The sequence below is a fragment of the Pseudomonas thivervalensis genome, from assembly GCF_001269655.1.
GTDB classification, from domain to species: Bacteria; Pseudomonadota; Gammaproteobacteria; order Pseudomonadales; family Pseudomonadaceae; genus Aquipseudomonas; species Aquipseudomonas thivervalensis.
Genome location: NZ_LHVE01000020.1, coordinates 648,126 through 670,513, shown reverse-complemented (window position 1 = coordinate 670,513; position 22,388 = coordinate 648,126). Strand labels below are relative to the sequence as shown.

Genomic DNA, 22,388 nt, shown 5'->3' with positions numbered 1-22,388 from the left:
GCAAATCATAGCTTACAGAACGTTATCCACAGATAGGTGGGGCAGTAAGAATAAACATAAAAACAAAGATTTTATAAATTTCTTTCTTTTTTATTTTTTTAACCGCGAGTTCTCCACAGCTGGTTAAATTTTGTGCAAAGGGTTCTTTAGAAAGGGCGAAGTCCCTATACTTGCCGACCTGGCTCGAAAAACGCCCAGGGCCAGACTCAAAACCTATTTCCGAATTACCTGAATAAAGCAGGCACGAGGTGCGTGGTGGATTTCCCTTCCCGTTTTGAAGTGATCGTCATCGGCGGCGGTCATGCCGGTACCGAGGCAGCACTTGCATCAGCACGCATGGGGGCAAAAACCCTGTTGCTGACGCATAACGTGGAAACCCTCGGTGCCATGAGCTGCAACCCTGCCATTGGCGGGATCGGCAAAAGCCATCTGGTCAAGGAAATCGATGCCCTTGGGGGCGCGATGGCCATGGCTACCGATAAAGGTGGTATCCAGTTTCGCGTGTTGAACAGCCGCAAAGGCCCAGCCGTGCGCGCTACTCGCGCCCAGGCCGACCGCGTCCTGTACAAGGCCGCTGTCCGCGAAATCCTGGAAAACCAGCCGAACCTGTGGATATTTCAACAAGCGGCCGATGACCTGATCGTCGAGCAGGACCGGGTACGCGGTGTCGTCACGCAAATGGGCCTGCGGTTCTTCGCCCATTCCGTGGTGTTGACCACCGGGACCTTCCTCGGTGGACTTATCCACATTGGCTTGCAGAATTTTTCCGGCGGTCGTGCCGGTGATCCGCCGTCGATTGCTCTGGCTCAGCGTCTGCGTGAGTTGCCATTGCGTGTCGGGCGCCTGAAAACCGGTACGCCACCTCGCATCGACGGCAAGTCCGTGGATTTCTCGGTGATGACCGAGCAGCCTGGCGATACGCCGATCCCGGTGATGTCGTTCATGGGCAACAAGGAACAGCATCCACGGCAAGTCAGTTGCTGGATCACCCATACCAACGCCCGCACCCACGAAATCATCGCGGCGAACCTCGATCGTTCGCCGATGTATTCCGCTGCCGGTGAGATCGAAGGTGTCGGCCCGCGTTATTGCCCGTCGATCGAAGACAAGATCCATCGCTTTGCCGACAAGGAAAGCCATCAGGTCTTCATCGAACCGGAAGGTTTGACCACCCATGAGCTGTATCCGAACGGGATATCCACAAGCCTGCCGTTCGACGTGCAATTGCAGATCGTGCAATCGATCCGTGGCATGGAAAACGCGCACATCGTGCGTCCGGGTTATGCGATCGAGTACGACTACTTCGATCCGCGCGATCTGAAGTACAGCCTGGAAACCAAAGTGATCGGCGGTCTGTTCTTCGCCGGCCAGATCAACGGCACCACCGGTTACGAAGAAGCGGGTGCCCAGGGTTTGCTCGCCGGAGCCAACGCCGCACTGCTCGCCAAGGGCAAAGAAGCCTGGTGTCCGCGCCGTGATGAGGCGTACATCGGTGTACTGGTGGACGACCTGATTACCCTGGGTACCCAGGAACCGTATCGGATGTTCACCTCCCGGGCTGAATATCGCCTGATTCTGCGGGAAGACAACGCCGACCTGCGCCTGACCGAGAAAGGTCGCGAGCTGGGGTTGGTGGATGACGTGCGCTGGGCTGCGTTCTGCAAGAAACGCGAAAGTATCGAGCTGGAAGAACAGCGCCTGAAAAGCACCTGGGTTCGTCCCGGTACCGAGCAGGGCGATGCCATCGCAGCGAAATTCGGCACGCCGCTGACCCATGAATACAACCTGCTCAACCTCTTGAGCCGTCCGGAAATCGATTACGCCGGGCTGGTGGAAGTGACCGGCCAGGGCGCGGAAGATCCACAGGTCGCCGAGCAGGTCGAGATCAAGACCAAATACGCCGGTTACATCGACCGCCAGCAGGACGAAATCGCCCGCCTGCGCGCCAGCGAAGACACCAAGTTGCCTGTGGATATCGATTACACCGGCATTTCCGGGTTGTCGAAAGAAATCCAGAGCAAGCTCGGTGCGACCCGTCCAGAGACCCTGGGCCAGGCGTCGCGCATTCCCGGCGTCACGCCGGCGGCCATTTCGCTGTTGATGATTCATTTGAAAAAACGCGGCGCGGGCCGCCAGTTGGAGCAAAGCGCTTGAGTTCGATGGTCACCTCGCAACACGCTGAAGAGTTATCCACAGGTGCCCGTCAGCTCGGCGTCAGCCTGACCGAAGCCCAGCACGCGCAATTGCTGGGTTATCTGGCGCTGTTGATCAAATGGAACAAGGCCTACAACCTGACCGCCGTGCGCGATCCGGATGAAATGGTCTCGCGGCATTTGCTCGACAGTCTCAGCGTGATGTCCTTCATCGAAAACGGTCGCTGGCTGGATGTTGGCAGCGGCGGCGGCATGCCGGGGATCCCGTTGGCCATCCTGTTTCCCGGCTCGCAAGTGACCTGTCTGGACAGCAACGGCAAGAAAACCCGTTTCCTGACCCAGGTCAAACTCGAACTCAAACTGGATAACCTGCAAGTTATCCACAGCCGCGTCGAAGCGTTCCAGCCTGCCGAGCCGTTCAACGGGATCATCTCCCGGGCATTCAGCAGCATGGAGAACTTCAGCAACTGGACTCGCCACCTGGGCGATGCCGATACGCGCTGGCTGGCAATGAAGGGCGTTCATCCGGCCGATGAGCTGGTAGCATTGCCGGCAGACTTCCACCTCGATAGCGAACACGCCTTGGCCGTACCCGGTTGCCAAGGCCAACGCCATCTGCTGATACTGCGCCGCACGGCATGATTGGGAACACAAGCAAGAATGGCTAAGGTATTCGCGATAGCGAACCAGAAAGGTGGTGTGGGCAAGACCACCACCTGCATCAACCTCGCAGCATCCCTGGTCGCGACCAAGCGCCGGGTGCTGTTGATCGATCTCGATCCACAGGGCAACGCCACCATGGGCAGTGGTGTGGATAAACATGGCTTGGAAAACTCCATCTACGACGTCCTGATCGGCGAATGCGATCTGGGCCAGGCCATGCATTTCTCCGAACATGGCGGTTATCAACTGCTGCCAGCCAACCGTGACCTGACGGCGGCTGAAGTGGTGCTGCTGGAAATGCAGATGAAGGAAAGCCGCCTGCGCAGCGCCTTGGCGCCGATCCGGGAAAACTACGACTACATCCTGATCGACTGCCCGCCGTCGCTGTCGATGCTGACCCTCAATGCCCTGGTGGCGGCCGATGGGGTCATTATCCCCATGCAATGCGAATACTTTGCATTGGAAGGGTTGAGCGACCTTGTGGATAACATCAAGCGCATCGCCGAACTGCTGAACCCGGACCTGAAGGTCGAAGGCCTGTTGCGGACCATGTACGACCCGCGCCTGAGCCTGATGAACGATGTCTCGGCCCAGCTCAAGGAACATTTCGGCGAGCAGCTCTACGACACCGTCATCCCGCGTAACATCCGCTTGGCCGAAGCGCCGAGCTACGGCATGCCGGCCCTGGCCTACGACAAACAATCCCGTGGTGCGCTGGCTTACCTGGCCCTGGCGGGCGAGATGGTTCGTCGTCAGCGCCGCAACCCACGCACCGCTGCAGCCCAGCCAACTTAAGGAAACCCCATGGCCGTCAAGAAACGAGGTCTCGGACGTGGACTGGATGCACTGCTCAGCGGTCCGACCGTCAGCTCGCTGGAAGAACAGGCCGTACAGGCCGACCAGCGCGAGCTGCAGCACCTGCCCCTGGACCTGATCCAGCGCGGCAAATACCAGCCGCGCCGGGACATGGACCCGCAGGCGTTGGAAGAATTGGCCCAGTCGATCAAGAGCCAGGGCGTGATGCAGCCGATCGTGGTCCGGCCGATCGCCAATGGACGCTTCGAGATCATTGCCGGCGAACGCCGCTGGCGCGCCAGCCAGCAGGCCGGCCAGGAAACCATCCCGGCGATGGTCCGCGATGTCCCGGATGAAACGGCCATCGCCATGGCGCTGATCGAGAACATCCAGCGTGAAGACCTCAACCCGATCGAGGAAGCCGTGGCCCTGCAGCGCCTGCAGCAGGAGTTCCAGCTGACCCAGCAGCAAGTTGCCGAGGCGGTGGGCAAGTCCCGCGTGACTGTGGCCAACCTGCTGCGCCTGATTGCGTTGCCGGAAGTCATCAAGACCATGCTGTCCCATGGCGACCTGGAAATGGGTCATGCCCGGGCATTGCTCGGTTTGCCGGAAAATCAACAGGTTGAAGGGGCGCGACATGTTGTCGCACGCGGCCTCACCGTGCGCCAAACCGAGGCACTGGTTCGCCAGTGGCTCAGTGGCAAACCGGCGCCTGTCGAGGCCCCCAAACCCGATCCGGATATCGCCCGCCTCGAACAGCGCCTGGCCGAGCGCCTGGGCTCTGCGGTGCAGATCCGCCACGGGAAGAAGGGCAAGGGGCAATTGGTGATTGGCTACAACTCCCTCGATGAGCTGCAAGGTGTCCTTGCACACATTCGCTGAAACAATTGCTCTTGTAGCGCGCAGTCGGAAATCACTACCTGACAGTTGAATAGGGGCAGAACCGCCCCTATACTCTGCGCGCATTTTGTCGGCACAAATTATGCCAAGTTATTGAATTATGGCGGCCGACTATTGGAGAGCAAAAGCGATGGAAACCCGCACGCCAAACCGCTTGCCGTTCCATCGTCTGGCAGTTTTCCCGGTTCTGATGGCTCAATTCACCGTCGTACTGATCGCCACATTGGCGCTCTGGCAATGGAAAGGAGTCGTCGCCGGATACTCAGGGCTTTGCGGAGGCCTGATAGCCTTGCTTCCCAATATTTACTTCGCTCACAGGGCCTTTCGGTTTTCCGGCGCCCGAGCAGCCCAGGCTATCGTCCGGTCTTTTTATGCCGGCGAGGCGGGGAAACTGATTTTGACGGCAGTGCTGTTTGCACTGACGTTCGCAGGTGTGAAGCCATTGGCGCCGCTGGCTGTATTCGGCGTCTTCGTGCTGACCCAACTGGTCAGCTGGTTCGCTCCCCTGCTAATGAGAACAAGACTTTCGAGACCTTAGGGCGTTTGAGGCAACCATGGCAGAGACAACCGCTTCGGGCTATATCCAGCACCACTTGCAGAACCTGACCTTCGGTCAGCTACCCAACGGCGGCTGGGGCTTTGCCCACACCGCAGCAGAAGCCAAGGAAATGGGCTTCTGGGCTTTCCACGTCGATACCCTCGGCTGGTCTGTCGCACTGGGCCTGATCTTCGTTCTTCTTTTCCGCATGGCGGCCAAGAAGGCGACTTCCGGTCAGCCAGGTGCACTGCAGAACTTCGTTGAAGTACTGGTCGAATTCGTCGATGGCAGCGTGAAAGACAGCTTCCATGGCCGCAGCCCGGTGATCGCACCGCTGGCACTGACCATCTTCGTCTGGGTGTTCCTGATGAACGCCGTCGACCTGGTACCGGTCGACTGGATTCCTCAGTTGGCCATCCTGATCTCCGGTGACGCACACATCCCATTCCGCGCCGTGTCGACCACCGACCCGAACGCAACCCTGGGCATGGCGTTCTCGGTTTTCGCACTGATCATTTTCTATAGCATCAAGGTCAAGGGCATCGGCGGCTTCATCGGCGAACTGACCCTGCACCCGTTCGGCAGCAAGAACATCCTCGTTCAAGCCCTGCTGATCCCGGTGAACTTCCTGCTGGAGTTCGTGACCCTGATCGCCAAGCCGATTTCTCTGGCACTGCGTCTGTTCGGCAACATGTATGCCGGCGAACTGGTGTTCATCCTGATCGCTGTGATGTTCGGCAGCGGCCTGCTGTGGCTCAGCGGCCTGGGTGTAGTTCTGCAGTGGGCGTGGGCTGTGTTCCACATCCTGATCATCACCCTGCAGGCGTTCATCTTCATGATGCTGACCATCGTCTACCTGTCGATGGCGCACGAAGAAAACCATTAAGGCCAGTCTCGACTAGTCTGATGTCCTTCCCGGTCAAACGGGGAGGAGCCCGATCCGGGCTGAGAAACGATTTGTTTTACCGCTTTAATCTAAAAAACCTAAACCATACGACGTAAAAGTCGGGAGGAAAGATGGAAACTGTAGTTGGTCTAACCGCTATCGCTGTTGCACTGTTGATCGGCCTGGGCGCACTGGGTACCGCAATTGGTTTCGGCCTGCTGGGCGGCAAGTTCCTGGAAGGCGCTGCGCGTCAGCCAGAAATGGTTCCAATGCTGCAAGTTAAAATGTTCATCGTGGCCGGTCTGCTCGACGCCGTGACCATGATCGGTGTTGGTATCGCGCTGTTCTTCACCTTTGCGAACCCGTTCGTTGGTCAAATCGCTGGCTAATTACTCGGATGTCTCGAGTAGATTGGTGTGATGGACAACGTAACTGCGAGGTGTTGGCGTGAACATTAATGCGACCCTGATTGGCCAGTCCGTTGCGTTCCTGATTTTTGTACTGTTCTGCATGAAGTTCGTATGGCCTCCGGTCATTGCGGCATTGCACGAACGTCAAAAGAAGATCGCTGATGGTCTGGACGCTGCCAGCCGTGCAGCTCGCGACCTGGAGTTGGCCCATGAGAAAGTGGGTCAGCAACTGCGCGAAGCGAAGGCTCAGGCAGCTGAAATCATCGAGCAAGCCAAGAAACGCGGTACCCAGATTGTCGACGAAGCCCGTGAACAGGCTCGCGTCGAAGCTGACCGTGTGAAGGCTCAGGCTCAAGCCGAGATCGAACAGGAACTCAACAGTGTCAAAGACGCGCTGCGTGCCCAAGTGGGTGCCCTGGCCGTTGGCGGTGCTTCGAAGATCCTGGGTGCCACAATCGATCAAAACGCGCACGCAGAGCTGGTTAACCAACTGGCTGCTGAAATCTAAGCGAGGGCGATCATGGCAGAACTGACCACGTTGGCCCGACCTTACGCTAAGGCGGCCTTCGAGCACGCTCAGGCCCACCAGCAACTGGCCAATTGGTCAGCCATGCTCGGCCTGGCAGCAGCGGTGTCGCAAGACGACACCATGCAGCGCGTGCTCAAGGCCCCGCGACTGACGAGCGCAGAAAAGGCCGCCACGTTCATCGACGTGTGCGGCGACAAGTTCGATGCCAAGGCACAGAATTTCATTCACGTCGTTGCCGAAAACGACCGTCTCCCGCTTCTGCCGGAGATCGCCGCTCTTTTCGACCTGTACAAGGCCGAGCAAGAGAAGTCGGTAGACGTGGAAGTGACCAGTGCTTTCGCATTGAACCAAGAACAGCAAGACAAACTCGCCAAGGTTCTCAGTGCACGACTCAACCGGGAAGTGCGCCTGCAAGTCGAGGAAGACAAGTCCCTGATTGGGGGCGTTGTCATCCGCGCCGGCGACCTGGTTATCGATGGCTCGATTCGCGGCAAAATCGCGAAACTTGCCGAAGCATTGAAATCTTGAGTTTGAAGGGGCAGCAGAGCAATGCAGCAACTCAATCCTTCCGAAATAAGTGAAATTATCAAGGGCCGCATCGACAAGCTCGATGTAACCTCCCAAGCCCGTAACGAAGGCACTGTCGTCAGCGTATCTGACGGCATCGTGCGGATTCACGGTCTGGCCGACGTCATGTACGGCGAGATGATCGAGTTTCCGGGCGGCGTCTACGGTATGGCCCTCAACCTGGAGCAAGACTCTGTAGGTGCCGTGGTATTGGGCGCGTACACGACGCTGGCTGAAGGCATGAGCGCCAAGTGCACCGGCCGCATCCTCGAAGTTCCTGTCGGTAAGGAACTGCTGGGTCGCGTTGTCGACGCATTGGGCAACCCTGTTGACGGCAAAGGTCCGCTGAACAACACCGAGACCGACGCGGTCGAGAAAGTTGCTCCGGGCGTGATCTGGCGTAAGTCGGTAGACCAGCCTGTACAGACTGGCTACAAGGCTGTCGATGCCATGATCCCTGTCGGCCGTGGCCAGCGTGAGCTGATCATCGGTGACCGTCAGATCGGTAAGACCGCTCTGGCGATCGACGCGATCATCAACCAGAAAAACAGCGGCATCTTCTGCGTCTACGTGGCAATCGGTCAGAAGCAATCGACCATCGCCAACGTGGTTCGCAAGCTGGAAGAGAACGGTGCACTGGCTAACACCATCATCGTTGCCGCCAGTGCTTCGGAATCGGCCGCACTGCAGTTCCTGGCACCGTACTCCGGTTGCACCATGGGCGAATACTTCCGCGACCGCGGTGAAGACGCGCTGATCGTCTATGACGATCTGTCCAAGCAAGCAGTGGCCTACCGCCAGATTTCCCTGCTGCTGCGCCGTCCACCAGGCCGTGAAGCCTACCCAGGCGACGTGTTCTATCTCCACTCCCGTCTGCTGGAGCGCGCATCCCGCGTTTCGGAAGAGTACGTAGAGAAGTTCACCAACGGTGCCGTGACTGGCAAGACCGGTTCCCTGACCGCTCTGCCGATCATTGAAACCCAGGCTGGCGACGTTTCCGCGTTCGTTCCGACCAACGTGATTTCCATCACCGACGGTCAGATCTTCCTGGAATCGGCCATGTTCAACTCGGGCATCCGTCCTGCTGTGAACGCCGGTGTTTCGGTATCCCGTGTGGGTGGTGCCGCTCAGACCAAGATCATCAAGAAGCTGTCCGGTGGTATCCGTACCGCCCTGGCCCAGTACCGTGAACTGGCGGCATTCGCCCAGTTCGCTTCTGACCTGGACGAAGCGACCCGTAAGCAACTTGAGCATGGTCAGCGCGTTACCGAGCTGATGAAGCAGAAGCAATACGCACCAATGTCGATCGCTGACATGGCGCTGTCGCTGTATGCCGCTGAGCGTGGGTTCCTGACTGACATTGAAATCGCCAAGATCGGCAGCTTCGAACAAGCGCTGATCGCTTTCTTCAACCGCGATCACGCCGATTTGATGGCCAAGATCAACGTTAAAGGTGACTTCAATGACGAAATCGACGCTGGCCTCAAGGCCGGTATCGAGAAGTTCAAGGCCACCCAAACCTGGTAAGCCGCAGCGGGAGCCGCAAGGCTCCCGCTTGCTAACCTGATAGGTGTTACATGGCAGGCGCAAAAGAGATTCGCAGTAAGATTGCGAGCATCAAAAGCACGCAAAAGATTACCAGCGCCATGGAAAAAGTGGCGGTCAGCAAAATGCGCAAGGCACAAATGCGCATGGCTGCTAGCCGTCCTTATGCGGAGCGCATCCGCCAGGTGATTGGTCATCTGGCCAACGCCAACCCGGAATACCGCCACCCGTTCATGATCGACCGCGCCGTCAAGCGCGTCGGTTACGTTGTGGTGAGCAGTGACCGTGGTCTGTGCGGTGGCTTGAACACCAACCTGTTCAAGGCCCTGGTCAAGGACATGGCGGTAAACCGCGAACAAGGCGTCGAGATCGATCTGTGCGTGGTCGGTAGCAAGGGTGCGGCTTTCTTCCGCAACTTCGGCGGTAACGTCGTCGCTGCTATCAGCCACCTGGGTGAAGAACCGTCGATCAATGACCTGATCGGCAGCGTCAAGGTGATGTTGGATGCTTACCTGGAAGGCCGGATCGACCGCCTGTCCGTGGTATCCAACAAGTTCATCAACACCATGACGCAACAGCCGACCGTGGAGCAGTTGATTCCACTGGTGGCGACCCCGGAACAGGAACTCAAGCACCACTGGGACTATCTCTACGAACCGGATGCCAAGGAGCTGCTCGACGGCTTGATGGTCCGTTACGTGGAGTCGCAGGTCTACCAGGCGGTGGTCGAGAACAACGCAGCTGAACAAGCGGCGCGGATGATCGCGATGAAGAACGCTACCGACAACGCCGGTGATTTGATCAGCGATTTGCAGCTGATCTACAACAAGGCGCGTCAGGCTGCGATCACCCAAGAGATCTCGGAAATCGTCGGCGGCGCTGCCGCGGTTTAACGGTTCAAATATTCAGAGGATCCAGCTATGAGTAGCGGACGTATCGTTCAAATCATCGGCGCCGTTATCGACGTGGAATTCCCACGCGACAGCGTACCGAGCATCTACGACGCCTTGAAGGTTCAAGGCGCCGAAACCACCCTGGAAGTTCAGCAGCAGCTGGGCGACGGCGTGGTTCGTACCATTGCGATGGGCTCCACCGAGGGCTTGAAGCGCGGTCTGGACGTCAACAACACTGGCGCAGCTATCTCCGTACCGGTCGGTAAAGCGACCCTGGGCCGGATCATGGACGTGCTGGGCAACCCGATCGACGAAGCTGGCCCGATCGACACCGAAGAGCGCTGGGGCATTCACCGTCCTGCGCCAACCTTCGCTGAACAGGCTGGTGGCAACGAGCTGCTGGAAACCGGCATCAAGGTTATCGACCTGGTTTGCCCGTTCGCCAAGGGCGGTAAAGTCGGTCTGTTCGGTGGTGCCGGTGTAGGCAAGACCGTAAACATGATGGAACTGATCCGTAACATCGCCATCGAGCACAGCGGTTATTCCGTGTTCGCCGGCGTGGGTGAGCGTACTCGTGAGGGTAACGACTTCTACCACGAGATGAAGGATTCCAACGTTCTGGACAAAGTGGCACTGGTCTACGGCCAGATGAACGAGCCGCCGGGAAACCGTCTGCGCGTGGCCCTGACCGGCCTGACCATGGCCGAGAAGTTCCGTGACGAAGGTAACGACGTTCTGCTGTTCGTCGACAACATCTACCGTTACACCCTGGCCGGTACCGAAGTATCCGCACTGCTGGGCCGTATGCCTTCGGCAGTAGGTTACCAGCCGACCCTGGCCGAAGAGATGGGCGTGCTGCAAGAGCGCATCACTTCGACCAAGCAAGGCTCGATCACCTCGATCCAAGCGGTATACGTACCTGCGGACGACTTGACCGACCCGTCGCCAGCGACCACCTTCGCCCACTTGGACGCCACCGTCGTTCTGTCCCGTGACATCGCTTCCCTGGGTATCTACCCGGCGGTAGACCCACTGGACTCGACTTCGCGCCAACTGGACCCGAACGTGATCGGCCAGGAGCACTACGACACCGCTCGCGGCGTTCAGTACGTGCTGCAGCGTTACAAGGAACTGAAGGACATCATCGCGATCCTGGGTATGGACGAGCTGTCGGAAGCCGACAAGCAGTTGGTAAACCGTGCTCGTAAGATCCAGCGCTTCTTGTCGCAGCCGTTCTTCGTGGCTGAAGTCTTCACCGGTGCCTCGGGTAAATACGTTTCCCTGAAAGACACCATTGCTGGCTTCAAAGGCATCCTCAACGGTGACTACGACCACCTGCCAGAACAAGCGTTCTACATGGTCGGCGGCATCGAAGAAGCGATCGAGAAAGCCAAGAAACTGTAATCCCGGCGCCCGGCAACGGGCGCTAATTTAGGTTGAGGCAATCAGATGGCTATGACAGTCCATTGCGATATCGTCAGTGCGGAAGGGGAAATCTTCTCCGGTCTGGTCGAGTTTGTGGTTGCGCACGGTGATCAGGGTGATCTTGGTATCGCCCTGGGTCACGCACCGCTGATCACCAGCTTGAAGCCAGGTCCGATTACTCTGACCAAGCAGGGCGGGGAGCGGGAGGTGTTCTACATCTCCGGTGGTTTCCTCGAGGTTCAGCCGAACATGGTCAAGGTCCTTGCCGACACCGTGCAACGTGCTGCCGACCTGGACGAAGCCTCCGCTCAGGAGGCCGTCAAGGCCGCCGAGAAGGCCCTGCACGAGCGCGGCGCCGAGTTCGACTACGGTTCTGCTGCTGCACGTCTGGCCGAGGCCGCAGCCCAGCTGCGTACCGTCCAGCAGATCCGCAAGAAGTTTGGCGGCTAAGCCGTCTGCTTTCTGTGCGATTGATTAAAAAGGGTAGCCTCGGCTACCCTTTTTTCTTTTCCCGACACTCATTACCTGGTCGCAGCCGCTGACCACCCAGGATTGGTAGCCAGTCATGTCTCTTGAAATCGTTATCCTCGCGGCCGGCCAAGGCACCCGCATGCGTTCGGCGTTGCCCAAGGTCTTGCACCCGGTCGCCGGCAATTCCATGCTCGGTCATGTTATCCACAGCGCGCGGCAACTTGATCCACAGCGCATTCACGTGGTGATCGGCCACGGTGCCGATGCAGTACGCGAACGCCTGGCGGCGGATGACCTGAATTTCGTCCTGCAGGATAAACAACTGGGCACCGGCCATGCGGTGGCCCAGGCCGTACCGTTCATCACGGCCGATACAGTGCTGATTCTCTACGGCGATGTGCCGCTGATCGAAGTCGAGACCTTGCAGCGCCTGCTCAAGCATGTCGCCCCCCAGCAGTTGGGCTTGCTGACCGTCGAGCTGGATGACCCCACCGGTTACGGCCGTATTGTGCGTAACGCCGACGGTCAGGTGACCGCGATTGTCGAGCAAAAGGACGCCAACGAAGCCCAGCGCACGATCACCGAGGGCAACACCGGGATTCTCGCCGTGCCGGCCGAGCGCCTGGGCGACTGGATGAGTCGTCTGTCGAACAACAATGCCCAGGGCGAGTACTACCTGACCGACGTGATTGCAATGGCCGTTGCCGATGGCCTGGTCGTCGCTACCGAGCAGCCGCTGGACGCCATGGAAGTGCAGGGCGCCAACGATCGCCGACAACTGGCCGAGCTGGAGCGCCACTATCAATTGCGCGCCGCCCGCTGCCTGATGGCCCAAGGCGTGACCCTGCGCGATCCGTCCCGTTTCGACGTGCGTGGTGACGTCAGCGTGGGTCGCGACGTGGTCATCGATATCAACGTTATCCTCGAAGGCAAGGTTGTCATCGAAGACGACGTGGTCATCGGCCCGAACTGCGTGATCAAGGACAGCACCCTGCGCAAAGGCGTGGTGATCAAGGCCAACAGCCACCTCGACGGCGCAGTCATGGGCGAAGGCAGCGACGCCGGCCCGTTTGCCCGCCTGCGTCCAGGCTCTGTGCTGGAAGCCCGTGCCCATGTGGGTAACTTCGTCGAACTCAAGAACGCTCACTTGGGCGAAGGCGCCAAGGCCGGTCACCTGACCTACCTGGGTGACGCTGAAGTCGGCGCTCGCACCAATATTGGCGCCGGTACCATCACCTGTAACTACGATGGCGCCAACAAGTGGAAGACCGTGTTGGGTGACGATGTTTTCATTGGTTCCAACAACTCGCTGGTGGCGCCTGTGGATATCTCCAGCGGGGCAACCACGGCGGCCGGTTCGACCCTTACGCAGAATGTGGATAAAGATCAATTGGCGGTGGGGCGCGCGCGCCAGCGCAATATTGACGGCTGGAAGCGACCAGAGAAAATCAAGAAGCCCTGAAGTTATCCACAATCTCCTGTGGGAGCGAGCTTGCTCGCGATAGCGGTGTATCAGGTAAAGCAGCTTTGCCTGACCTGGCCCCTTCGCGAGCAAGCTCGCTCCCACAGTGATTTAGGGGATTTCTGAATTTTTCTGCTGGCGCCTTGACGATATCGCTTCAATAGGTTTTGATTGCTTACGTTATCTTTCGAATCGAAACTTAAGCCGCCATGTCGAAACGCAATACGCCACAGCGCCGCCACAATATCCTTGCCTTGCTCCAAGAGCAGGGCGAGGTCAGTGTAGATGAGTTGGCCAGGCGCTTCGAAACCTCGGAGGTTACGATTCGCAAGGACCTCGCTGCCCTGGAAACCAATGGCTTGCTGCTGCGTCGCTACGGTGGCGCGGTGCCGATGCCGCAGGAGTTGGTGGCCGATAACGGGCAAACCGTCTCCAAGTACAAACTCGCCATTGCCCGGGCCGCTGTAAAGCGAATCCGCGAACACGCGCGAATCATCATCGACAGCGGCAGTACCACCGCCGCCATGATCCCTCAACTCGGCCAACAGCCGGGCCTGGTGGTGATGACCAATTCCCTGCACGTCGCCAGTGCCTTGAGCGAACTGGAACACGAGCCGGTGCTGTTGATGACCGGCGGCACCTGGGACCCTCACTCCGAGTCGTTCCAGGGCCAGGTGGCCGAGCAGGTGCTGCGTTCCTACGATTTCGACCAGTTGTTCATCGGCGCCGACGGCATCGATCTGGTTCGAGGTACCACCACCTTCAACGAACTGCTGGGCCTGAGCCGCGTAATGGCCGAGGTTGCCCGGGAAGTGATCGTGATGGTGGAGGCCGACAAGATCGGCCGCAAGATCCCCAACCTGGAGCTGCCGTGGAGCAGCGTCCATACCCTCATTACCGATGATCGCCTGCCCGTGGAGGCTCGCGATCAAATACAGGCCCGCGGCATTAATCTGATCTGCGCGCCTGTCAGCCAGGAGAAATAGCATGTGTGGAATTGTCGGCGCCGTTGCTGAACGCAACATCACGGCCATCTTGCTTGAAGGTCTCAAGCGTCTCGAATATCGCGGCTACGACAGTGCCGGCGTAGCGGTATTCACCAACGACGAAAAGCTTGAGCGCATGCGTCGTCCGGGCAAGGTCAGCGAGTTGGAACGCGCCCTGGACGCTGAACCGCTGCTCGGTCGCCTGGGCATTGCCCACACCCGTTGGGCCACCCATGGCGCGCCGTGCGAGCGCAACGCCCATCCCCATTTCTCCGGCGACTTGGCGGTAGTGCACAACGGCATCATCGAGAACTATGAAGCGTTGCGCGAACAGCTCAAGGCGCTCGGCTACGTGTTTACCTCCGACACCGACACCGAAGTCATTGCGCATCTACTGAGCCACAAGCTTAAGGACCTTGCAGACCTGACCGTAGCGCTCAAGGCAACGGTCAAGGAACTGCACGGTGCCTACGGCCTGGCGGTCATCAGCGCGAAACAACCCGATCGCCTGGTGGCAGCCCGCAGCGGCAGCCCATTGGTGATCGGCCTGGGCCTGGGGGAAAACTTCCTGGCTTCCGATCAACTGGCGCTGCGTCAGGTCACCGACCGCTTCATGTACCTGGAAGAAGGCGACATCGCCGAGATTCGCCGCGACAGCGTGCAGATCTGGGACCTCAATGGCAAAGACGTCGAGCGCGAGGTTGTTCAATACCGCGACGGTGCCGAAGCTGCCGACAAAGGCGAGTTCCGCCATTACATGCTCAAGGAAATCCACGAGCAACCGGCCGTTGTGCAGCGCACGCTTGAAGGACGCCTGAGCCAGAACCAGGTATTGGTCCAGGCATTCGGTCCACAGGCGGCCGAGTTGTTCGCCAAGGTCCGCAACGTGCAGATCGTGGCCTGCGGCACCAGTTATCACGCCGGTATGGTCGCCCGTTACTGGCTGGAAGAGCTGGCGGGTATTCCCTGCCAGGTCGAAGTGGCCAGCGAGTTCCGTTATCGCAAAGTGGTGGTGCAACCCGATTCGCTGTTCGTCACCATCTCCCAGTCCGGCGAAACCGCCGACACCCTGGCCGCCCTGCGCAACGCCAAGGAACTGGGTTTCCTCGCCAGCCTGGCAATCTGCAACGTCGGCATCAGCTCGCTGGTGCGTGAGTCCGACCTGACCCTGCTGACCCAGGCCGGCCGTGAGATTGGCGTGGCGTCGACCAAGGCCTTCACCACGCAACTGGTGGGCCTGCTGTTGCTGACCCTGTCCCTGGGCCAGGTCCGCGGCACGCTGGGTGAAGGCGTCGAGGCCAAACTGGTGGAAGAACTGCGTCGCCTGCCGGCCCGCCTGGGCGAAGCCTTGGCCATGGACAACACCGTGGAAAAAATCGCCGAGCTGTTCGCCGAAAAGAACCACACCCTGTTCCTGGGTCGCGGCGCGCAATTCCCGGTGGCGATGGAAGGGGCCTTGAAGCTCAAGGAAATCTCCTACATCCACGCCGAGGCCTACCCGGCCGGTGAACTCAAGCACGGCCCGCTGGCGCTTGTGGATAACGACATGCCCGTCGTCACCGTGGCGCCGAACAACGAACTGCTGGAAAAGCTCAAGTCCAACCTGCAGGAAGTCCGCGCCCGTGGCGGCCAGCTGATTGTCTTTGCTGACGAGAAGGCTGGCATGACCAACGGCGAAGGCACCCACGTGGTACACATGCCGCACATCCACGACATCCTGTCGCCGATCCTCTACACCATCCCGCTGCAACTGCTGTCGTACTACGTCGCAGTGCTCAAGGGCACTGATGTGGACCAGCCGCGTAACCTGGCGAAATCGGTAACGGTCGAGTAAGGCTGAAGCGCGGGCAACGGAGCCAGCCTGCCAGCTCTGATCCGAAACGCTCAAAAACCAACCCCCTGAAATTCAGGGGGTTTTTTTATGAGGGCAACTAAACTTCAGGCCGAATTTGTCCAGGAGCCACGATTCGATTACGCCTGGCTCACCCACCCTGTTCGTCGTATTCACGGCGAGCCGCCGAACAACTGCGTTGACAACGTGGGACATAGATGATGATATCCAGTCATACGACAACGTATGACATCAAAAAATAATAAAAACGAAAGGCGCAGCCATGTATCTCTACATTTGCCGCCCAGCGAATTTGCAGTCCACCGGACCCACGCGTTATCGACGTGCGCCAACGTCCTTCTTTACCTTCCGAAAAGCCCTGTGCGCGCTCGCCAGTGCAGTCGAATTCCCCAATCTCAACCTTCAAGCAGTCTCGCCTGTCCCGCCAGGCGTTAGCACCGTGCGTGTTGGTTTCTCGCTCAACCTCAATCCCACAATGAATGGCAGCACCCGGAGAACAATAATGAAGAAAACACTCTGCGCCTCTTTGATCGCCTCGTTTTTGAGTTTGACTGCTGGTACGGCGATGGCTGCCGATGCCAGCGACTGGCCAAATCGTCCGGTCCAGGTTGTGGTGATCGCCAACGCCGGCGGTGATACCGATTTCAACGCACGAATGATGGCCAAGTACTTCACCAAGGTTACTGGCAAGACCATGGTTGTCACCAACATGGCCGGCGGGGGGGGCACCATCGCCGCCGATGCGGTCAAGAGCGCGGCGCCGGATGGCAATACCATCTTGTTCACCCACACCGGCCAGTTGATCGTGAACGAGGTCGCAGGGCTGTCGGAGGACCGTTTTGATGCGTTTGATATCGCCTGCATCGCTGGCGTCGACAAAGGCGCGGTGTTCGTCTCGGCGAAAAGCTCGGGCATTGACAGCCTCGACCAACTGATTGAAAAAGCCAAGGCCAAGCCCGGCACCATCACCTATGGCACCGAGATGGGCAACTTCTCGCACCTGCAAGGCTTGATGTTCGAGAAGCTCGCTGGCGTGAAACTGAAAATGGTCGACAGCGGGACCGTCTCGGAAAAAATCGTTGCCTTGCTGGGCAAGCGCATCGACCTCGGCGCCATCAGCTATGGCTCGGTCCAGGATTACATCTCCAGCGGCAAGATGACTGCCTTGGGTCAGCCCAACGCTGAGCGCAACGCGCTGCTGGGCGACGTCAAGACTTTCAAGGAACAAGGCGTGGACCTGATCCTGGACAAGCCTTACGTCGTTGCTTTCCCGAAAGGCACGGACCCGGCCATCGTCAAGAAGATGGCCGATACCATGAAGAAAATCACCGAAGAGCCTGAATACGCCGAGGAACTGAAGAGGTCCTTCAAGCAGCCGGTCAGCTTCCAGGGCCCCGAAGAAGCCGTCGCCACGTTGAATAAAACCCGCGACAGCTTCATGCAGTTCAAGGACGAGATGCGTAAAGCGAAATAATTTTGCGTAACGGCTCGGGTGCGCGCCGCGCTGGCCAGCACCCGACAACCTGTCCTTTCCAGCAAGAGGAGCCTGTATGGATTCCTATAAAAGAAACGAGCTGATCGCCGGCCTGGCCATGCTCGGTGCCGGCGTCGCTTATCTGGTATTGACCATGAACCTGCCGCGTCGCGGGACGATCGATGCCGCGTTTGTACCTTGGGTACTCGCCGTCGCGTTGTGCCTGTTGGGCGCGTTGCAACTGTGGGTGTGGCGAAAGCTGCCGGACAAAAGTGCCGAGCCTGCGGAAAAGCCGGAGGCGATCGATTACCCAACGGTCATCAAGTCCCTGGCATTGGTGCTGCTTTATACGGCGCTGATGGTGCCGCTGGGTTTCGTGATCACGACCGTGCTTTATCTCTATGCCCAGTTCATCGTACTGACCCCTGCGGATCAAAAGGTCAAGCACCTGCGATATGCGCTGATAGCGGTCGTCTCGTCTGTCCTGATCTTTTACATCTTTCGCCATGGCTTCGACTTGCTCCTGCCGGTCGGTCTATTGGATTTCTAGGGGACGGCCATGATTGAACTCATGCAAACAGGCTTCGCAGCCGTACTTACACCCTACGCTTTCCTGATAATCACCCTCGGCGTGGTGGTAGGAATCATCTTTGGTGCGATACCTGGACTTTCGGCCACGATGGCGATCGCTCTATTTTTGCCGCTGACTTACTCGATGGGGCCTGGTACTGGCCTGGCGCTGTTGGTCGCGTTGTTCGTTGGCGCCACCTCGGGAGGGCTGATATCGGCGATATTGCTCAACATACCGGGAACGCCGGCCTCCATCGCGACGACGTTCGATGGTTGGCCGCTGATGAAACAGGGCCATGGCGTCAAGGCCCTTGGGATTGGCGTGGTGTTCTCGTTTCTCGGCACGATTTTCAGTATCGCCGCACTGATGTTCATCGCCCCGATCCTGGCGGAACTGGCCCTGAGCTTTGGCCCGCACGAATACTTCTCTATCGCGATCTTTTCGCTGACGCTGATCGCCACGCTGTCCACCGGCTCGCTGGTCAAAGGCTTGTTTGCCGGTGCCCTGGGTTTTGCTTTCTCCACCGTGGGGATCGCCCCGGTCGAGGCGATCCGCCGTTTTACCTTTGACCTGCCGAGCCTCAACGGCGGCTTTGCGATGCTCACCGTGATGATCGGTATGTTCGCCGTCGCCGAAGTATTGAAGTTCGCTGAGAGCGCACGCCTGAGCCACCGGGCCAAACCCCAGCACGTCAGCATGAAAGGCGTGAAAGGTTTCGGTTTTTCGATGAAGGAGTTTGTCGGCCAGTTGCCCAACGCCACCCGTTCGTCCCTGATCGGCCTGGGCATTGGCATCTTGCCCGGCATTGGTGCCGGTACGTCGAATATCGTCTCTTACATCGTGGCGAAGAAACGTTCCAAGACGCCTGAGGAGTTCGGCAAAGGCAAGATCGACGGCGTGGTCGCCAGCGAGACGGCCAACAATGCCGGCATCGGCGGCGCGATGATTCCCCTGCTGACGCTGGGCATTCCTGGCGATACCACCACGGCAGTCATGCTGGGCGGCTTCATGATCCACGGCATCCAGCCCGGGCCCCTGCTGTTCATCAGCCAGGCGCCGCTGGTCTACACGATTTTCGCCGCGCTGATCCTCGCTTCCGTACTGATGCTGGTACTGGAGTTCTACGGCCTGCGCATGTTCATCAAGTTGCTGGCGGTGCCCAAGCACATTCTGCTGCCGATTATCCTGGTGCTCTGCGTGGTCGGTGCCTTCGGCCTGAACAGCCGGATCTTCGATGTCTGGGCGGTATTGCTGTTTGGCTTGCTGGGGTACGGGTTCGTCAAGGCCGGTTTGCCGATTGCACCGTTCATCATCGGCTTCATCCTCGGTCCGATGGCTGAAACCAACTTGCGTCGAGGCTTGATGCTGTCCGATGGCAACTTCGGCGGCTTCCTGACCAATCCCATTTCGGCGGGCTTTCTCATCCTGGCTGCCGCCTCCATCTCCTGGCACTTGGTGACGGTCATTCGCAACCGCAAAAGCGCGGCCATTGAATTGATGCGCAGCTAGTCCACTGCATTCGCTGCTGTAACACGACGCTGTGTTGCAGCAGCCGAACCCAACCGTTCGGAGCATAGCCATGCAAGACACGCCTCAACTGTCTTCCGCCGACGACGATCGTATTGCCTGGGTGCGCGTGGCCTCGGTTTTCCTACCGTTGGCCAACCCCATCAGCGACGCCAAGGTGTTGACCGGTCGGCAAAAGCCAATGACCGAAATCGCCATTCTGTTTGTGGAAATCGAAACCAGGGACGGCCACCGTGGCCTGGGGTTCAGCTATTCCAAGCGCGCCGGTGGCCCCGGGCAATTTGCCCACGCCCAGGAAGTCGCCCCCAGCCTCATCGGCGAAAATCCCAGCGACATTTCCAAACTGTGGGACAAGCTCTGCTGGGCGGGTGCCTCGGTGGGGCGCAGCGGCCTGGCGACCCAGGCGATCGGTGCATTCGATGTCGCCCTGTGGGACTTGAAAGCCAAGCGGGCCAACCTTTCCCTGGCGCGCTTGCTCGGCGCTCATCGCGATTCTGTCCAGTGCTACAACACATCGGGTGGATTCCTGCACACGCCGCTTGATCAACTGATGATCAATACCGACATCTCCCGGGAAAAAGGCATCGGCGGGATCAAGCTCAAGGTCGGCCAGCCTGACCAGGCGCTGGATCTGCACCGGGTCAGCACCATCCGCAAACACCTGGGGGATGACTTCCCCTTGATGGTCGACGCCAACCAGCAGTGGGACCGACCCACTGCGCAGCGCATGTGCCGACGCCTTGAGCCGCTCAACCTGGTCTGGATCGAGGAACCGCTGGACTGCTACGACGCCGAAGGTCATGCCGCGCTGGCCCTGCAATTCGATACGCCGATCGCCACCGGTGAAATGCTCACCAGCGTTGCCGAGCACTGGGAATTCATCAAGCTGCGCGCGGCCGATTACCTGATGCCCGACGCGCCCCGTGTCGGTGGCATCACCCCTTACCTCAAGGTCCAGGCATTGGCCGAGCACGCGGGGCTGATGATCGCGCCGCACTTTGCCATGGAGCTGCATATCCATCTGGCCGCCACTTACAGCCGCGAGCCTTGGGTGGAACATTTCGAATGGCTGGAACCGCTGTTCAACGAACGCATGCAAACCCGTGATGGGCGCATGTTGGTGCCCACCCGGCCTGGCCTTGGATTGTCCTTGAGCGAGCGCGTGGCGGGCTGGACGGCTGGTCAGGCCGAGTTCGGCCAGCGTCCATAAACGGGAGAAGAGATGTCATCGTTGAGCGATCAAGTGCTCCAGCGCATCGAGCAGGTGGTCGGGCAAGCGGGATTGGTGCGCGACCCTGAATTGATGCACAGCTATCTGACGGACTGGCGTAACGCCTATCAAGGCCAGGCCGCCCTGGTGGTGCGCCCGGCCACGACCGAAGAAGTGGCCGAGGTTGTGCGCATCTGCCATGACGCCCAAGTTGCCTTGGTGCCGCAGGGCGGCAACACCGGCTTGTGTGGCGGCTCGATCCCCGATGCCTCAGGCAGCCAGGTGGTGTTGTCCTTGACCCGGATGAAGCGCATCCGTGAGATCGACCTGGCCAATGAAACCATCACGGTCGAGGCGGGGGTAATCCTGCAGCAGCTACAGGACGCCGCCAGCCAGGCCGGTCGCCTGTTTCCGCTGTCGTTGGGGGCGGAGGGCAGTTGCACGGTGGGCGGCAATCTGGCGACCAACGCCGGCGGCACGGCGGTGCTGCGCTACGGCAACATGCGTGAGCTGACCCTGGGCCTGGAAGTGGTGCTGCCTGACGGCCGCGTCTGGAACGGTTTGCGGGGCTTGCGCAAGGACAACACCGGTTACGATCTCAAGCATTTGTTCATCGGCTCGGAAGGCACGTTGGGCATCATCACCGCGGCGGTGCTGAAACTGTTCCCGGCCACCCACAGCACGGCGACAGCCTGGGTCGCTCTGCCTTCGCCGCAAGCGGCGGTGGACTTGATCGGCCATATCCGCAGCCTGTGCGCCGATCGCCTGACGGGCTTCGAGATGATGTCGCGCCAGAGCCTGGACTTTGTCCTGGACCATGTGGCCGGCTGCAATGACCCGCTGGAAGCGAAGCACCCTTGGTACGCCTTGATTGAACTGCGCGACACAGTGCCCGACGCGCCCTTGACGCTGTTGCTGGAAAACGGCCTGGCCCATGCCTTCGAACGCGGTTGGGTCATCGACGCGGTGTTGGCCAGCAGCCAGGCGCAGGCCGCCGCCCTGTGGGCGCTGCGCGAAGGGATCTCCGAGGCGCAAAATCATGAAGGCCCGAGCCTCAAGCATGACATCAGCGTACCCGTGAGCCGGATTCCGGAGTTCATCGAGCGCACCGACAAAGTCCTGCAACAGGACTTTCCGGGCGTGCGCATCGTTTCTTATGGCCACATGGGCGACGGCAACCTGCACTACAACATCAGCAAGCCGATCGGCGACGAGGACGCCTCGTTCAAGGCGCGGGAACAGGCGATCACGCAGGCCATCTACCGGATGACCAGTGCCTTCAACGGCAGCATCAGCGCTGAGCATGGGCTGGGACAAGCCAAGCCTGACGCGGCGGTTCACTTCAAGGATCCGCTGGAGATCGAGTTGATGCGTGCCATCAAGCGCACGTTGGACCCGGCGGGGCTGATGAATCCGGGTAAGGTCTTTACTGCCGGGCTGGGAGTGACTCAGTCGGCCGCTGCTGGCTTCCCGGTCGGGTAAAGGCATGGCTGAAAGTATTTATCGATTATTCTATAGATTATGAAAAAAT

At 59.2% G+C, this 22,388-nt stretch carries 21 protein-coding genes; all 21 read left to right on the top strand.

What is annotated here, in order from left to right:
- The first annotated feature begins 255 nt into the window (after positions 1 to 255).
- The 21 genes from mnmG (at position 256) to AD659_RS27845 (ending at position 22,339) form a co-directional block, all read left to right on the top strand.
- Positions 256 to 2,154, top strand: coding sequence for a tRNA uridine-5-carboxymethylaminomethyl(34) synthesis enzyme MnmG (gene mnmG / locus AD659_RS27945; RefSeq protein ID WP_053126824.1), 1,899 nt, complete (start codon positions 256 to 258; stop codon positions 2,152 to 2,154).
- 5 nt (positions 2,155 to 2,159) lie between these two features.
- A complete protein-coding gene (rsmG, locus tag AD659_RS27940; protein WP_172681770.1) occupies positions 2,160 to 2,795 on the top strand; it encodes a 16S rRNA (guanine(527)-N(7))-methyltransferase RsmG in 636 nt (211 codons plus the stop codon).
- Positions 2,796 to 2,813: 18 nt separating this feature from the next.
- A complete protein-coding gene (locus AD659_RS27935) occupies positions 2,814 to 3,611 on the top strand; it encodes a ParA family protein (protein WP_003207100.1) in 798 nt (265 codons plus the stop codon).
- A gap of 9 nt (positions 3,612 to 3,620) precedes the next feature.
- Positions 3,621 to 4,493, top strand: a complete 873-nt coding sequence (locus AD659_RS27930; RefSeq protein ID WP_053126822.1) for a ParB/RepB/Spo0J family partition protein — start codon at positions 3,621 to 3,623, stop codon at positions 4,491 to 4,493.
- A 148-nt stretch (positions 4,494 to 4,641) separates the two neighbouring features.
- The gene (locus AD659_RS27925) at positions 4,642 to 5,049 is read left to right on the top strand and encodes a F0F1 ATP synthase subunit I (protein WP_053126821.1); all 408 of its coding nucleotides are present in this window, start codon (positions 4,642 to 4,644) and stop codon (positions 5,047 to 5,049) included.
- Positions 5,050 to 5,065: 16 nt separating this feature from the next.
- Positions 5,066 to 5,935, top strand: coding sequence for a F0F1 ATP synthase subunit A (atpB, locus tag AD659_RS27920; RefSeq protein WP_014340989.1), 870 nt, complete (start codon positions 5,066 to 5,068; stop codon positions 5,933 to 5,935).
- 131 nt (positions 5,936 to 6,066) lie between these two features.
- Positions 6,067 to 6,324: a F0F1 ATP synthase subunit C gene (gene atpE / locus AD659_RS27915; RefSeq protein ID WP_003097235.1), complete on the top strand. Its 258-nt coding sequence runs from the start codon at positions 6,067 to 6,069 to the stop codon at positions 6,322 to 6,324.
- Between the two features lie 58 nt (positions 6,325 to 6,382).
- On the top strand, positions 6,383 to 6,853 hold the full coding sequence (locus AD659_RS27910) for a F0F1 ATP synthase subunit B (protein ID WP_003187193.1): 471 nt from the start codon (positions 6,383 to 6,385) through the stop codon (positions 6,851 to 6,853).
- Between the two features lie 12 nt (positions 6,854 to 6,865).
- On the top strand, positions 6,866 to 7,402 hold the full coding sequence (locus tag AD659_RS27905) for a F0F1 ATP synthase subunit delta (protein WP_003187192.1): 537 nt from the start codon (positions 6,866 to 6,868) through the stop codon (positions 7,400 to 7,402).
- 21 nt (positions 7,403 to 7,423) lie between these two features.
- Positions 7,424 to 8,968, top strand: a complete 1,545-nt coding sequence (gene atpA / locus AD659_RS27900) for a F0F1 ATP synthase subunit alpha (RefSeq protein WP_053126819.1) — start codon at positions 7,424 to 7,426, stop codon at positions 8,966 to 8,968.
- A gap of 50 nt (positions 8,969 to 9,018) precedes the next feature.
- A complete protein-coding gene (gene atpG, locus AD659_RS27895; protein WP_030139034.1) occupies positions 9,019 to 9,879 on the top strand; it encodes a F0F1 ATP synthase subunit gamma in 861 nt (286 codons plus the stop codon).
- A 27-nt stretch (positions 9,880 to 9,906) separates the two neighbouring features.
- Positions 9,907 to 11,283, top strand: coding sequence for a F0F1 ATP synthase subunit beta (gene atpD / locus AD659_RS27890; RefSeq protein ID WP_003187186.1), 1,377 nt, complete (start codon positions 9,907 to 9,909; stop codon positions 11,281 to 11,283).
- Positions 11,284 to 11,328: 45 nt separating this feature from the next.
- Positions 11,329 to 11,754 carry a F0F1 ATP synthase subunit epsilon gene (locus AD659_RS27885; protein WP_053126817.1) on the top strand — a complete coding sequence of 142 codons (426 nt, stop codon included), beginning with the start codon at positions 11,329 to 11,331 and terminating at the stop codon, positions 11,752 to 11,754.
- A gap of 115 nt (positions 11,755 to 11,869) precedes the next feature.
- On the top strand, positions 11,870 to 13,237 hold the full coding sequence (gene glmU, locus AD659_RS27880) for a bifunctional UDP-N-acetylglucosamine diphosphorylase/glucosamine-1-phosphate N-acetyltransferase GlmU (RefSeq protein WP_053126815.1): 1,368 nt from the start codon (positions 11,870 to 11,872) through the stop codon (positions 13,235 to 13,237).
- Between the two features lie 209 nt (positions 13,238 to 13,446).
- A complete protein-coding gene (locus AD659_RS27875; RefSeq protein WP_053126813.1) occupies positions 13,447 to 14,223 on the top strand; it encodes a DeoR/GlpR family DNA-binding transcription regulator in 777 nt (258 codons plus the stop codon).
- A 1-nt stretch (position 14,224) separates the two neighbouring features.
- On the top strand, positions 14,225 to 16,057 hold the full coding sequence (gene glmS, locus AD659_RS27870) for a glutamine--fructose-6-phosphate transaminase (isomerizing) (RefSeq protein ID WP_053126811.1): 1,833 nt from the start codon (positions 14,225 to 14,227) through the stop codon (positions 16,055 to 16,057).
- Between the two features lie 520 nt (positions 16,058 to 16,577).
- Positions 16,578 to 17,549 carry a tripartite tricarboxylate transporter substrate binding protein gene (locus tag AD659_RS27865; protein WP_053126809.1) on the top strand — a complete coding sequence of 324 codons (972 nt, stop codon included), beginning with the start codon at positions 16,578 to 16,580 and terminating at the stop codon, positions 17,547 to 17,549.
- A 76-nt stretch (positions 17,550 to 17,625) separates the two neighbouring features.
- Entirely contained in the window at positions 17,626 to 18,099 is a 474-nt protein-coding gene (locus AD659_RS27860) for a tripartite tricarboxylate transporter TctB family protein (protein WP_053126807.1), read from the top strand.
- A 9-nt stretch (positions 18,100 to 18,108) separates the two neighbouring features.
- Positions 18,109 to 19,629 (top strand): tripartite tricarboxylate transporter permease, encoded by a 1,521-nt coding sequence (locus tag AD659_RS27855; protein ID WP_046063370.1) that lies wholly within the window; start codon positions 18,109 to 18,111, stop codon positions 19,627 to 19,629.
- Positions 19,630 to 19,699: 70 nt separating this feature from the next.
- Positions 19,700 to 20,857, top strand: coding sequence for an L-talarate/galactarate dehydratase (locus tag AD659_RS27850; protein ID WP_053126805.1), 1,158 nt, complete (start codon positions 19,700 to 19,702; stop codon positions 20,855 to 20,857).
- A 12-nt stretch (positions 20,858 to 20,869) separates the two neighbouring features.
- Positions 20,870 to 22,339, top strand: a complete 1,470-nt coding sequence (locus AD659_RS27845; RefSeq protein WP_053126803.1) for an FAD-binding oxidoreductase — start codon at positions 20,870 to 20,872, stop codon at positions 22,337 to 22,339.
- Positions 22,340 to 22,388: the final 49 nt, after the last annotated feature.

Coding starts and splice junctions, on each gene's coding strand:
- rsmG (WP_172681770.1), top strand. CDS start 2,160: ATGGTCACCTCGCAACACGCTGAAGAGTTATCCACAGGTGCCCGTCAG.
- AD659_RS27935 (WP_003207100.1), top strand. CDS start 2,814: ATGGCTAAGGTATTCGCGATAGCGAACCAGAAAGGTGGTGTGGGCAAG.
- AD659_RS27930 (WP_053126822.1), top strand. CDS start 3,621: ATGGCCGTCAAGAAACGAGGTCTCGGACGTGGACTGGATGCACTGCTC.
- AD659_RS27925 (WP_053126821.1), top strand. CDS start 4,642: ATGGAAACCCGCACGCCAAACCGCTTGCCGTTCCATCGTCTGGCAGTT.
- atpB (WP_014340989.1), top strand. CDS start 5,066: ATGGCAGAGACAACCGCTTCGGGCTATATCCAGCACCACTTGCAGAAC.
- atpE (WP_003097235.1), top strand. CDS start 6,067: ATGGAAACTGTAGTTGGTCTAACCGCTATCGCTGTTGCACTGTTGATC.
- AD659_RS27905 (WP_003187192.1), top strand. CDS start 6,866: ATGGCAGAACTGACCACGTTGGCCCGACCTTACGCTAAGGCGGCCTTC.
- atpA (WP_053126819.1), top strand. CDS start 7,424: ATGCAGCAACTCAATCCTTCCGAAATAAGTGAAATTATCAAGGGCCGC.
- atpG (WP_030139034.1), top strand. CDS start 9,019: ATGGCAGGCGCAAAAGAGATTCGCAGTAAGATTGCGAGCATCAAAAGC.
- atpD (WP_003187186.1), top strand. CDS start 9,907: ATGAGTAGCGGACGTATCGTTCAAATCATCGGCGCCGTTATCGACGTG.
- AD659_RS27885 (WP_053126817.1), top strand. CDS start 11,329: ATGGCTATGACAGTCCATTGCGATATCGTCAGTGCGGAAGGGGAAATC.
- glmU (WP_053126815.1), top strand. CDS start 11,870: ATGTCTCTTGAAATCGTTATCCTCGCGGCCGGCCAAGGCACCCGCATG.
- AD659_RS27875 (WP_053126813.1), top strand. CDS start 13,447: ATGTCGAAACGCAATACGCCACAGCGCCGCCACAATATCCTTGCCTTG.
- glmS (WP_053126811.1), top strand. CDS start 14,225: ATGTGTGGAATTGTCGGCGCCGTTGCTGAACGCAACATCACGGCCATC.
- AD659_RS27865 (WP_053126809.1), top strand. CDS start 16,578: ATGAAGAAAACACTCTGCGCCTCTTTGATCGCCTCGTTTTTGAGTTTG.
- AD659_RS27860 (WP_053126807.1), top strand. CDS start 17,626: ATGGATTCCTATAAAAGAAACGAGCTGATCGCCGGCCTGGCCATGCTC.
- AD659_RS27855 (WP_046063370.1), top strand. CDS start 18,109: ATGATTGAACTCATGCAAACAGGCTTCGCAGCCGTACTTACACCCTAC.
- AD659_RS27850 (WP_053126805.1), top strand. CDS start 19,700: ATGCAAGACACGCCTCAACTGTCTTCCGCCGACGACGATCGTATTGCC.
- AD659_RS27845 (WP_053126803.1), top strand. CDS start 20,870: ATGTCATCGTTGAGCGATCAAGTGCTCCAGCGCATCGAGCAGGTGGTC.